The 12,985-nt window shown below is 58.0% G+C and carries 10 protein-coding genes; 5 read left to right on the forward strand and 5 right to left on the reverse strand.

Annotated elements, in window-relative coordinates; genetic code table 11:
• Positions 1–8: 8 nt before the first annotated feature.
• Complete coding sequence (gene lpxB / locus NP603_RS12020; protein ID WP_256611124.1) at positions 9–1,163, forward strand: lipid-A-disaccharide synthase; 1,155 nt, start codon at positions 9–11, stop codon at positions 1,161–1,163.
• 9 nt (positions 1,164–1,172) lie between these two features.
• On the opposite strand, the gene tgt is transcribed toward lpxB, so the two are convergent.
• Entirely contained in the window at positions 1,173–2,291 is a 1,119-nt protein-coding gene (tgt, locus tag NP603_RS12025) for a tRNA guanosine(34) transglycosylase Tgt (protein ID WP_256611125.1), read from the reverse strand.
• A 290-nt stretch (positions 2,292–2,581) separates the two neighbouring features.
• On the opposite strand from tgt, the gene NP603_RS12030 reads away from it, so the two are divergent.
• From NP603_RS12030 to NP603_RS12040, 3 genes are all read left to right on the forward strand, one after another.
• On the forward strand, positions 2,582–3,682 hold the full coding sequence (locus tag NP603_RS12030) for a response regulator (protein ID WP_256611126.1): 1,101 nt from the start codon (positions 2,582–2,584) through the stop codon (positions 3,680–3,682).
• A gap of 4 nt (positions 3,683–3,686) precedes the next feature.
• On the forward strand, positions 3,687–4,598 hold the full coding sequence (locus NP603_RS12035; protein WP_256611127.1) for a response regulator: 912 nt from the start codon (positions 3,687–3,689) through the stop codon (positions 4,596–4,598).
• 252 nt (positions 4,599–4,850) lie between these two features.
• Positions 4,851–9,140, forward strand: a complete 4,290-nt coding sequence (locus NP603_RS12040) for a PAS domain S-box protein (protein WP_256611128.1) — start codon at positions 4,851–4,853, stop codon at positions 9,138–9,140.
• Positions 9,141–9,264: 124 nt separating this feature from the next.
• Here NP603_RS12040 and bfr read toward each other — a convergent pair whose 3' ends face one another.
• From bfr to NP603_RS12060, 4 genes are all read right to left on the reverse strand, one after another.
• Entirely contained in the window at positions 9,265–9,732 is a 468-nt protein-coding gene (gene bfr, locus NP603_RS12045) for a bacterioferritin (RefSeq protein WP_256611129.1), read from the reverse strand.
• A 111-nt stretch (positions 9,733–9,843) separates the two neighbouring features.
• On the reverse strand, positions 9,844–10,824 hold the full coding sequence (locus NP603_RS12050) for a CobW family GTP-binding protein (protein WP_256611130.1): 981 nt from the start codon (positions 10,822–10,824) through the stop codon (positions 9,844–9,846).
• Positions 10,825–10,907: 83 nt separating this feature from the next.
• The gene (locus tag NP603_RS12055) at positions 10,908–11,219 is read right to left on the reverse strand and encodes a hypothetical protein (RefSeq protein WP_256611131.1); all 312 of its coding nucleotides are present in this window, start codon (positions 11,217–11,219) and stop codon (positions 10,908–10,910) included.
• A 326-nt stretch (positions 11,220–11,545) separates the two neighbouring features.
• Positions 11,546–12,046, reverse strand: coding sequence for a retropepsin-like aspartic protease (locus tag NP603_RS12060; RefSeq protein WP_256611132.1), 501 nt, complete (start codon positions 12,044–12,046; stop codon positions 11,546–11,548).
• A 305-nt stretch (positions 12,047–12,351) separates the two neighbouring features.
• On the opposite strand from NP603_RS12060, the gene NP603_RS12065 reads away from it, so the two are divergent.
• Positions 12,352–12,636 carry a hypothetical protein gene (locus tag NP603_RS12065; protein ID WP_256611133.1) on the forward strand — a complete coding sequence of 95 codons (285 nt, stop codon included), beginning with the start codon at positions 12,352–12,354 and terminating at the stop codon, positions 12,634–12,636.
• Positions 12,637–12,985 lie beyond the last annotated feature (349 nt).

Here is a 12,985-nt window from a genome sequence, read left to right on the forward strand (position 1 = left end):
CGCACGCCATGACCGACTCCCAAGCCTCCTACACGGTGCTGTTTAGCGCCGGCGAAGCCTCCGGCGACCAACACGCCGCCCACATGTTCGCAGAGATGCAACAGCTTTGCCCCGGCATCAAAGGGCTGGGCATGGGCGGTGCCAAAATGCGCCAGGCCGGTATTGAGATTCGGGTCGATTCGTCCGGCATCGGCGTGATCGGCCTGGTGGAAATCTTGAAACATTACGGCGAAATCCGCCGGGCGCTGGCCGCGCTGAAACGGATTGTCGCCGCCGAGAAGCCGGACTTACTGGTCTGCGTCGATTACAAGGAATTCAACTTGAAACTGGCGCAGTTCGCCAAACGCCAGGGCGTAAAGGTGCTGTTTTACGTCAGCCCGCAGGTCTGGGCCTGGCGGCCGGGGCGGGTGAAGACTTACGGCAAGGCGATCGATATGATGGCGGTGATTTTCCCGTTCGAAACCCGCTATTACGAGGCCGAACAGGTTCCGGTGCGTTACGTCGGCCATCCGTCGGTGGACAAGGTGGTGCCGCGGCTGGGCAAGGCCGAAGATTTAGCCTTGTTCAATCTGGAGCCGGCGCAGCCCGTGGTCGGCTTGTTGCCGGGCAGCCGCGGCAACGAGATCAAACGCATGTTGCCGGTGATGCTGGCGGCCGCCGAAAAACTGGCTGCCGAGCGGCCGCAGTTGCAATTCGTGTTACCGCAGGCGGATTCGATTACGGATGCCGAACTGGCCGCGCATCTGCAACAGGCGCAAATATCGGTGCGGATAATAAAGGGTCGGCCTTACGATACGATCCAATGCTGCGACGCAGTCATGACTACGTCCGGTACCGCATCGCTGGAAATCGCCTTGCTGGAAGTGCCGATGGTCATCGTCTACCGGCTGGCCGCATTCAGTTATTGGCTGGGCAAACGCTTGGTCAAAATTCCGTTCATCGGCCTGCCCAATATCATTGCCGGCAAGGCGATCGTCCGGGAGTTGATCCAGGAACAATTGACGGCGGACAATCTGGCCGCGGAAATCCGGCGTTTGCTCGACGACAGCCAATACCGGGAAAGCTGCATCGGCGGCTTGCGCGAGGTCAAGCGCCAGCTCGGCCGCGGCGGCGGTTCGCGCAACATGGCCGAGCTGGCCTTGGAAATGCTGCGCAGCCGCTAGTTCGGCGTTCTATTCGGCAGCAGCCGGCGGCCGCATGCCGCGCAGCGCATAAAACTCTTCGGCAAATTGAGCGAAGCGGCCGGCCTCGATCGCGGCGCGGATGCCGGCCATCAATTCCAAGTAATAATGCAGGTTGTGGATCGTGTTCAAACGCGAGCCCAGCATTTCCTTGCATTTGTCCAAGTGCTTCAAATACGAGCGCGAGTAATTGCGGCAGGTATAGCAAGCGCAGTTTTCGTCCAGCGGCCGGGTATCGAACTGGTACTGCTGGTTGCGGATTTTGATCACGCCGTGGCGGGTGAACAAATGGCCGTTGCGGGCGTTGCGGGTCGGCATCACGCAATCGAACATGTCGATGCCGCGCCGTACCGATTCGACCAAGTCTTCCGGCGTACCGACGCCCATCAGATAGCGCGGTTTGTCGGCCGGCATCTTTTGATGGATCGCGTCCAGCGTCGCCAGCATTTCGTGTTTCGGTTCGCCGACCGACAAGCCGCCGATAGCGTAGCCGTCGAAACCGATGCCGGTCAGGCCGGCGATAGACTCCTCCCGCAGTTGCGGATACATGCCGCCCTGGACGATGCCGAACAGGGCGGAATCGTTGCCCTCGTGGGCGCGTTTACTACGCTCGGCCCAACGCAGCGATAGCCGCATCGAGTCGGCCGCTTCCTGAAACGTGGCCGGGTAGGGCGTGCATTCGTCGAAGATCATGACGATGTCGGAACCCAAATCCCGCTGCACCTGCATCGATTCTTCCGGCCCCATGAAAATCTTGCTGCCGTTGACCGGCGATTTGAAGGTCACGCCTTGCTCGCTGATCTTGCGCAACGCGCCCAGACTGAACACCTGAAAGCCGCCGGAATCGGTCAGAATCGGCTTTTGCCAGCGCATGAAATCGTGCAGATCGCCGTGGGCTTTCATCACGTCCATACCGGGCCGCAGCAGCAAGTGGAAGGTGTTGCCCAGAATGATTTGCGCTCCCAGCGATTCCAGGTCTTCCGGTGTCAGCGACTTGACCGCGCCGTAAGTGCCGACCGGCATGAAAATCGGCGTTTCCACCACGCCGCGGGCAAAGGCCAACTGGCCGCGGCGGGCGAAACCGTCGGCGGATTTCAAAGTAAATAGCATGTCGATTTGGCGAATTCGGAGAAAACCGGCAATTATCCGGTCTTTTCCGTTGTCAGGCCAGACCGGCTTGGCTCGCGGGCTGGCGAAAATAGACTAAAGTATCTAGGCACGGTTCGCCGCATACCGTGTTTTCGGGGAGAGGGTCGGTGCAAAGTCCGGCACGAAGTGAGTTGTTGCCGGGGTACGTTTCTAAACCCGCCATAACGGCAATAATCCTCCCCGGTGTAATCCCGCAACGAGTTTGGTTTTTCTGAGGCTTGGCCAGTGCGCTATTTCGCTACGAACACTCTATGAACGACAAAAAAATGCAGACCATCTTGGTGGTGGACGATTCGCCGGAAAACGTCACCGTACTCAGCGAATTGCTGCAGCCGGACTATCGGGTGCGAGTGGCGACCACGGGAGTGCGAGCGCTGCAGGTGGCGGCCAGCCAACCATGCCCGGATTTGATTCTGCTGGATGTGATGATGCCGGAGATGGACGGTTACGAAGTGTTCGAAAACCTGCGCGCCAATCCGCAAACGAGCGCTATTCCGGTGATTTTCGTTACGGCGATGGACAGTATGGAGTCCGAATTGCGCGGCCTGGACGCCGGCGCGGTGGATTACATCACCAAACCGATTTTGCCGCAGATTGTGATGGCCAGGGTACGGACCCAGTTGGAACTGAAACAGGCGCGCGACTGGCTCAGCAATCAGAATGCCTATCTGGAAGCCGAAGTGGCCAGGCGGATGCGGGAAAACGAGTTGATCCAAAATATCGGCATTCGGGCTCTGGCCCATCTGGCCGAAATCCGCGACCCGGAAACCGGATACCACATTCTGCGCACTCAAGCCTACGTCCAGCATTTGGCCGAATCGCTGCAGCAACATCCGCGGTTTTCCGGGGTTTTGAGCGATCATTACGTCCAATTGCTGACCCGTTCGGCACCGTTGCACGACATCGGCAAAATCGGGATCCCGGACGCCATCTTGCACAAGCCGGGACCGTTGACGGTCGAGGAGTGGCAGATCATGAAGACCCATGCCAAATTGGGCCGCGATGCGATAGAAATGGCCGAATGCGATGCGACCCGCAACGTGGAGTTTTTGACGTTGGCCAAGGAAATCGCCCAGTGGCACCACGAACAATGGGACGGCGGCGGATATCCGGACGGCCTGGCGGGCGATGCGATCCCGGTTTCGGCACGGATCATGGCCGTTGCCGATGTGTTCGATTCCTTGATATCCAGGCGAGTCTACAAACCGCCGTTGCCAGCGGCCGATGTCAAAATAATTATCGCCGAGGGCCGCGGCCGGCACTTCGATCCGGATATGGCCGACGTATTTTTGGCCGATTTCGATTTTTACTGCGATATTGCCCACCACTATCCCGATACTCCCAAGAGGTAGCGGCATGAATACGTCTCAGAGCGTACTGTTGGTCGAAGACGAAGAAATCATTTCGATTGTCATAGAAAGCATCTTGCAGACCCGAGGTTACCGAATCGATGTCTGCCGTAACGGCATGCATGCCTGGGAAAAGCTGCAAGCCAATCCGGCCGCCTACGATTTGGTGTTGCTCGACTGGGGTTTGCCCAGCCTCGACGGGATCGAGTTGTTGCGATTGATCAAAAGCGACCCGATCCTGGCCAGTATTCCGGTGATCATCGAAACCGCGCGTAGCGATAAAAACAGCATCCAGCAGGGTTTGAACCAGGGCGCCTATTACTATCTTACCAAGCCGTTTCAGCCCGAAGTACTTTTGGCGGTAGTCGACGCTGCGCTGGAACAGCGCAACGAACAGCATCGGATGCAGGAAAACCTGCGCAGCGCGGAACGGCCGCTGGCTTTAATGCAGGAAGGCCGGTTCCGTTTCCAGACACTGGAGAATGCCCGGGTACTAGCGACCCACTTGGCCCGCACCTGCCCGGAGCCGGAACGGGCGGTGCAGGGTTTGCAAGAGCTGTTGGTCAATGCCGTCGAACACGGCAACCTGGGAATCCGCTATGCCGAAAAAGGCCGTTATGTGTTGGCCGGCACCTGGATAGAAGAAATCAACCGCCGGCTGCAATTGCCCGAGTATTCCCAGCGCTTTGCCGAGGTTAGCTTCCAGCGCGGCCGGGATGAGTTGAGTTTTACCATCGCCGACCAGGGCAACGGTTTCGATTGGACGGAATACATGGACTTCTCTCCCGAGCGGGCTTTCGATATCCATGGCCGCGGTATCGCGATGGCCCGGCAATTGAGTTTCGATAGTTTGGAATATCTCGGTAACGGTAATACGGTAACCGCCCGATTCATCTTAGGCGGGTACGGCACACCTTAAATCCAGTCAAGCCCTCTGTCTTTCTGGGCCGGCCGCTTAACTTCCCTTTTTTCTGCGGCGTTTCGCGAAAATCCGGATCGCGAAATTTGACGAGCCCGGCAATTTTGTCGCCCGGCGCTGTCGCATAGCCTATTATCCGCAACAATAGCCGGGTTATTGCTGCCGCCGTGGCAATGCCGAATCCGGCGAACGGCGGACCGGCTCCGCCCATTCCACTCTCTCAATATTGCCTTGGCCTCAAAATGAACTCGAATGCAACGCTCTAACCCTGGCCCGACCGTCGCCCGTTATTTGCTCGCCTTGTCGGCGGTGGCGGCGGTTGCAGCGCTCGCTATGCGCTTGCCGGCCGGTGCGGAGCCGCAACCGATGCCGCTATTGCTGATGTTACCGGTCATAGCCAGCGCGGCGTTGGCCGGGGTGGGACCGGGTTTGGCCGCTACATTGGCGGCTGTCGCCGTGGTCGCGGGCTGTCCAGGTTTATTCGCCGGGGCCGATTTCGGCCGCGGGGAGAACCAAGAGGCGCTGCAGTTATCGCTACTGTTCGGCAACGGATTGGCGGCCAGCTTGTGGAGCGCAATGGTGCAGCGACTGAAGAACCGACTAGCATTTGTAACCCGAGCCGCAGCGGAAAAGACAGCAGAGGCCTCAGCAGGCGATGTTGGCTTCAAAGCACTGTTCGAGCAGGCCGGAGTCGGTATTGCGTTGCTGGATATCGACGGCCGTTTTCTGCAGTTTAATCGCTGTTTCGGCGAAATGGCCGGATATGGCCCCGATGAACTCAACGGCCGAAATATCGCCGAAATTATTCACCCCGACGACTGCATTCAGGACCGGCCCAACACAGAGCGTCTGCTTGCGGGAGCTATCTCCACATATAAGACGGAAAAGCGTTTGATCGATAAAGTCGGAAATAGCCTCTGGACCTTATGGACGCTATCGTCAGTCCGGCACACCTTAGGTATGCCGGTTTGCTTGGTTGCGGTGGTCGAAGACATTCGGGACCGCAAACGTGCCGAGAGCGCGTTGCTGGAAAGCCAGCAGGCGTTGCGCAGTACTCAGCAATTGGCCGGGATCGGCAACTGGACCTGGAATTTAACCACCGGCGAAATAGTGTGGTCGGAAGCGCTTTATCGGATCTTTGGCCGCGATCTGCGACAAGCGCCGGCCGATTATGCCGAGGTACGTAACTATTTTTCTGCCGAAAGTTGGGATCGATTGGCTGCGGCGGTCGAGAAATGCCGGACCGGCATGCAGCCTTACCAGTGCGACGTCGAAATCGTCGGCGGCGATGGCCGGCGGCGTTGGCTGACCGCTCGCGGCGAAGCGCTACGCGGTGTAGGCGGCGAGATCGTCGGCCTACACGGCACAATGCAGGACATTACCGCCCGCAAACTGGGCGAAATGGCCTTGAACCGCAGCGAACAAAGGTTTCGCCGGTTGTTTCAAGATGCGCCGATTCCGTTGGCCTACGTTGCCGGTAACGGCAATTTGATCGATGCCAATACCCGTTTTTTCGAGACATTCGGTTACAGTCTAAGCGACGTGCCGTGCTTGGAGGCGTGGTGGCCGCTGGCCTATCCCGATTCTGACTACCGCCGCTCGGCGATGCAGGCCTGGAGTGCGGCTTTGGCCAAGGCCGCCGCCAGCGGCGGCTATATCGAGCCGGCCGAATACCGGATAACCTGCAAGAATGGCACAGTCCGAATCGTCGAGATTTCCGGCATCATCGTCGGCCAGGATTTCATGGCTGTACTTTTCGACATTACCGAGCGTAAGCGAGCCGAGCAGGAACTGCACAAAACTCAGGCCGAAGCGCTGAAATTGATGGAAGAAGCCGTCGTAGCCCGGGAACGCGCCGAACAGGTCAGCAATGCGTTGCGCGACAGCGAGCAACGTTTGAGGATGGCCCAAGAGGGCGCTCAAGTCGGTATCTGGGATTGGGACATCGCCAACGACTTGTGTTATTGGTCTCCGGAATGCGTCCGGCTTTACGGGTTGGAGCCGGGCGTATTGCGCAGCAACGCCGATTGGCTGGCACGCGTGCATCCGGACGATCAGCCTCTGATCGATGCGCAATGGCGGGAACGGGTGCTGAAGCATTTGCCGATCGACGTCGAATTCCGTTTCTTACACGCCTCCGGCGCTGTGCGTTGGATGGTCAGCCGGGGCCAGGCGCTATACGACGCAGACGGAAATCCGGTGCGCTTGTTCGGCGTCAACCTGGACATCACCGACCGGAAAAAGTCGGAACAGGCATTGATGAAACTGGTGCAGGTGGTCGAGCAAAACCCGTCCAGCATTATCGTGACCGATGCCGACGGTAACATCGAGTACGTCAACCAGGCTTTCGTCGAGCAAACCGGTTACAGCCGCGAAGAGGTGTTGGGTTCGAATCCGCGCATTCTGCAGTCTGGGAAAACGCCGCGAGAGGTTTACCGGTCGATGTGGCAAACCCTGAGCGAGGGCCGGGTCTGGAAAGGCGAATTCAGCAATCGCGGTAAACACGGCCGGGAATATACCGAATTTGCCAGCGTGATTCCGATCCGCCAAACCCAAACCGGCAGCATCACCCATTTCGTCGCGGTACAGGAAGATATCACCGAGAAAAAGCGAATCGGCGCCGAACTGGACCAGCATCGCCACCATTTGGAAGAACTGGTGGCCAGCCGTACCGCCGAGCTGGCCGCCGCCAGGGCGCAAGCCGATGCGGCCAATCAGGCCAAAACCGCGTTTTTGGCCAACATGAGCCATGAAATCCGGACGCCGATGAATGCCATCATCGGCCTGACCTATCTATTGCGCCAAAGCCAAGTCAGTGCGGAGCAGATAGACCGGCTGGACAAGATCGATTCCGCCGCCCAGCACTTGTTGTCGGTAATCAACGACATTCTGGATTTATCGAAAATCGAGGCCGGCCGATTGGAACTGGAACAAACCGATTTTTCACTTTCGGCCTTGCTGGACCATGTCCGCTCGCTGGTTGCCGATCAAGCGCGCGCGAAAGGTTTGACGATAAGCGTGAATCAGGACGGAGTGCCGCAATGGCTGCGCGGAGATCCCACCCGATTGCGGCAAGCGCTACTGAATTACGCCAGCAATGCCGTGAAATTTACCGAAAGCGGCGAAATCCGGCTGTTGGCCGAATTGCTGCAGGAAGGCGAAGACGGATTGATGCTGCGTTTTGTGGTCGAGGATTCCGGGATCGGGATTACGGAAGACAAAATGCCGATGTTGTTCGAAACCTTCGCCCAGGCGGACGTCACTACCACACGCAAATACGGAGGCACCGGCCTCGGGCTGGCGATAACCCGGCGCCTGGCGCGGATGATGGGCGGGGACGCCGGCGCAGATAGCCGCGCCGGGCAAGGCAGCCGTTTTTGGTTTACTGTCCGCTTGCAACGCGGGCATGGGGTGGCCGAATACACCGCGGCCAAAAACAGCGATGCGGAATTCGAGTTACGGCGCACGTATCCCGGTGCGCGAATCTTGCTGGTGGAGGACAATCCAATCAATCGCGAAGTGGCGCTGGAGTTGTTGCACGGTGCGGGTATGGCCGTGGCGACCGCTGCAAACGGCCGGATTGCCGTCGACAAAGTCTTTGCCTGCCAGTACGATCTGGTGCTGATGGATGTGCAAATGCCGGAAATGGACGGGCTTGAAGCCACCCGGCTGATTCGGGGCAGAACCGAGTATGCGCGCTTGCCGATATTGGCAATGACGGCGAATGTGTTCGACGAAGACCGCCAAATGTGTCTGGAGGCCGGTATGAATGGCTTTGTCGTCAAACCCGTGGTGCCCGACGACTTGTACCGGACCTTGTTGGATTGGCTGGAGCGCGGCGCTCGGTATCAACCGGCTTCGTCCCGCCGCCCGCAAGCGGAATCTGCGCCGCCGGGCAAAGCCGCTGATGCTGCCGAAGCTCCGATTGAGATTGCCGGTTTGAATAGCGCGCAGGGGTTGGCCCTCGTGAAAGGCGATACCGTAAAATACCGGCGGCTGCTGTTGATGTTTGGACAGTCTCACCGCGATGACATGAAGCGGGTCGTCAACGCCTTGCTTGAGCACCGGCGCGGCGATGCCCGGGCGTTGGCTCATGCGCTGAAAGGCGTCGCTGCGACGTTGGGCGCTTTCGGTTTGGCCACTGCTGCCGGCAAACTTGACCTTGCGCTGCAAGAAGAGCGCGAACTTGGCGCATGTCTGGAATTGGTCCAATTGTGCGAAGGCGAATTGAGCCCGCTGTTGTCGGGCATTGAAGCCTTAGGCGACGCCGAAACGGCAACCGGTATGGATGGCGTTAGCGGAGCGAGGGCCGAGGCGGCTATCGCCGAACTGCGAAACTTGCTGACCGAGGACAATGCGCTGGCCTGCCGCCTGGCAAGGGAGTGTGCCACTACGCTATCGCTGGCGCTGGGTGCGGATTATGCCGAGTTCAGCCGCCGAGTAGAAGGGTTCGATTTCGTTGCGGCCTTGGCGCTGCTGGATCGGGCCGGCAACCGCGCCGGCGCGGCGGACTTGCCGCCCGGAACGGGAGAGGGCGGCTAAGCCGCCTTGCCGGTTTACGCTCCGATTTCGTCATGTGCCGGGCCAATGACCGAAGCTAATCGATTGATTTAGTCCGTGTTGAGGCGGTTGAACCGCTAACCCAACCAACTCGGTCGGAAACTCATCAAATCTGCGACTGCAAATAGTTTTCCAGACCGACCATTTCGATCAAACCCAGTTGTTTTTCCAGCCAGTGGGCATGGTCGATTTCGGTATCGTCCAGCATGACTTTCAAAATTTCCCGGGTCTGGTAGTCGCGGACGCTTTCGCAATAGGCCATTACCTTACGCAAATCGGCTACCACTTTTAACTCGACCGCCAGGTCGTTTTTCAACATGTCCGGCACCGTGGCGCCCACCGCCAGCGGTTCGCGTTTAGACAAATCCGGCGTGCCTTCCAGAAACAGAATTCGCTTGATCAGCGCGTCGGCGTGGTTGGTTTCGTCCTGGACTTCGTGGTTGATGCGTTCGTAAAGCTTTTCCAGGCCCCAGTTTTGGTACATCCGCGAATGGATGAAATATTGGTCGATGGCCGTCAATTCGCCGGCCAGTAATTCGTTCAAATAAGCGATGACTTGTTTGTCGCCTTGCATGGTCTGCCTCCCGCTGAATGTCTGTAATTACGCTGCCTGCTATGGTAATACAAATAACCTAGTGCCGTATCCGGTTTTCGCGGCATAGCCGGCCCGCCTTGCCGATTGGGGCTAGCGGTAGATGCGCGCACCGCTGTCGAAAGTCTCCGCCAACTCTGCGGCCAGCGCGCCGACGTCCCCGCTGGTGATGAACACCAAGCGGCCGCAGCCGTCGTCGCCGTCGCGGGTTTGCAAAACCGCGGGCGGATATAAACGTGGCCCCGCCGACTGGATCGCAAGCGGTTCTGTTCTTCCCGCCACGTAAACCACGCCCTTGATGCGCAGCAACTCGGGATGGTTGGCAAGCAGTGAACTGAGGATAGACTCCAACTGCGGCCAGGCCGGCGCTGCCGAAAATATTAAAGACAGACTTCTGAATTCGTGCGAAATCGGCGTTTGATCCGGTAAGCGGCGTAACAGCGGAGCGTCAAAGTCGAGTATCCATTCCGGAAGGTCCGCACCGGGCTGTAGAGTCAGGGTTGGCGTCGCCGGGGCCAATGTGCTCAGGCGTTGCGCCAGTTCGGCTTGTTGCCCGGCAGTGGCCAGATCGGCATGCGTCAGCAGCAATCGGTCCGCCCATGCGACCTGGGCTGCGGCTTCCGGGAAGCGGTCCAAATGTTCGCCGGCGGTCGGGATCGCCAATGTCGCCAGCACGGCCTGCAATCGATAACGGCCGGCCAGCCAGCGCTCGCGCAACAGGGTATCCAGAATCGGCTCGGGGCTGGCGATACCGCTGGTTTCGATCACGACGCGCGCGAACGGTTTGTCTTGCGCGCCGTCCCAGGCCATCCGCAAGTTTTTCAAGGTCGGCGCCAGTGCACCTTTCACTTGGCAGCACAGGCAGCCGCCGGACAGTACCGTTAATGGCGCGTCCTGGCGTTGCAGCAAATCCTGGTCGACCGGCTCCGCGCCGAATTCGTTGATCACTACCGCGGTTTTTACTCCATCGGTCAGCAAGCGGTTCAACAACGTGGTCTTGCCGCTGCCCAGGAAGCCGGTGATCAATACAACCGGGATTTTACGAAGAGTGGTGTTCGCTGTGGGCTTAATCAAATTGTTTGAGTTTCAAGGTTGGTGACTTATTAACCGGGCGCTAATTATGGCTTATCACCGTTATTCCGTCCGGGCTGACTGTGTCAAAACCCGTAGGGAACGTTCTTAGACATGCGAACGCCATTTGAAGGGACATGCCGATAATCGCCGGCGGTCGACGCTGCGAACATCAACCCCGCTATGCACCTGATCACGCTGGCCAGTCGCGATAAATAATTGCGGGACACGTAATTGCGGAAAAACGCCGATTGCTGCAAGTAGCGGTGGCACACCAACACCCGGGGCGCAATCGCGAACGCGCAGACGACGCCGATTTCGGCATAACTCTCGGCGGAATACGGGTTGTCGTCGCGCAGGCGGGACGTGGTCGGCACGCCGGAAACGCTCGGCAACATCCGGGGCGACAAAACCTAGCGGCCGTCGGCCGAGAAAATCTGCACTTTGACGTTGCCGGACGGCAGCAGTAAATAACTCTCGCAAGCCTTGCCCGGACAAAACGCCTGTTGCCATGTGGGCATCGTCACCACCGTATTCCCTTCTCGGCGAATGCCGGAAAATGGCTTTTCCAGGTATCAGCGTCCTAAGGCATAGCGGTCTCCGGCGGGTTATTCCGCGGGCGGCGTTGATGGCGAGAGACCGGACGGCGCGAATCGGGGAATCAGCGCACATATCCGGTGCCTGACTCTTAGAGCCCCGGCCGCGACAACTTGAAGCCTCGAGGCTAATTTTTCGCCAGATCGGCGGATTGGGCTTTGCAATCGCTGAGCATCAAATGCGCGGGGTCCAGCGATAGGGCGAAGGGGGCGACTTTTTTTAATGCGCTCAATCCCAAAATCTGGCGGTCGGTGCCCTCGAATACAGCTGCTTCCACGTCGTGCACGATGCAACAGCAGCCGATGCTCAAATTGGCGATGCGATAAATCGACACATTGACGTCGGAACCGTCCGCCATCACTCCGCCGACTTGCTTGACGTAGTCGACCTTGCCTCGCGCCTTTAGCGCATCCAGTGTGGTCTGGTTGATCGTGACGTAGTCTGACCCGGTATCCACCATCAGTTCGTTGCCGGCGACTCCGTCGAATCCAACCGGAACGTAAAATGTCGAGGTACCTTTCTTGGTCATCGGTACCGCGGTGCCGAATTGAAGCGATTGCACCGCATGCGCGGGAGTCGCAAAAAGCAACCATTCAATCAAGACGATCGTCAGAATACGCACAAACATGATGGCCTCGCTGTCTGAAATTAACGCTGTCTGCTGATTTACAGCGCATATCGCGTGCCACAATAAAATGTCTTTTTAATACAAAAAGTTATTTTGATTTTTGGTGTCCGAGTCTGATCTTTCAGCACCACAACGGTTCGGTTTGATTTTTCGTTTGCATCAATGTGGTGCGGCATGATCGAAAGAGGTGCAGATTTTTGTTGCACTAATGGTTTCGAATCAATATTATGGTTCCGGTACGCAAAGGACTTGTCGTCGTATGCGGAAACATCGGTTATCACTGCACCAACAGCGAGGTTACAACTATGAAAAAAATGACTCGAATTGCGGGTTTGTCAGCGGCTGTATTCATGGCATCGATTTCGGCTAACGTTTTTGCGGAAGCCGACAATTGTGCGGCCTTCTATCCTAAAGTTCCCTACAATTGCGAGTTAATAAGAGTGAAGGTTCTGCCGGCGGAACGGGCGGATTTTTCGGCATTCGAAACCGGGGCGGTCAAGGCTTCGGCTGGCGGTGCGCAATATCGGCTACGCTCCGTTACTCGTGATACTGCCAGGGCGTTACGCGCGCAACACGCGGAGGCCAGATGAGATACCCGTGTGCCCGCGATTTCACTGCCGGAAATCGCAGGCACCGTGTTGGTTACAGTGCCTATTCAACACCAGGGTCCTGTCCGGCAACCGCATAAGGTAGGCTAAAAGCCGTTTCCGCCAGACGTATGGCGCTTCTCGCTGCCGACTCGGCAGAGCTATCGTAGCCATAATTTGCAGCGCCGATCTTGCCAAAGCCTCAGGATTCGGCTTGCCATCTGGAGGAGAATAACATTCCGATTGGAGACTATGCCGGAGCAGGGATAAGCGCCGCCGGCCAACTCGATTCGGTTAAGGAAGGAGCGCGTGCTCGTGTCAGAGCCCGCGCGTATCGCGAAGATTATTTTTT

This window comes from Methylomonas aurea (assembly GCF_024505045.1).
Taxonomy (GTDB): domain Bacteria; phylum Pseudomonadota; class Gammaproteobacteria; order Methylococcales; family Methylomonadaceae; genus Methylomonas; species Methylomonas aurea.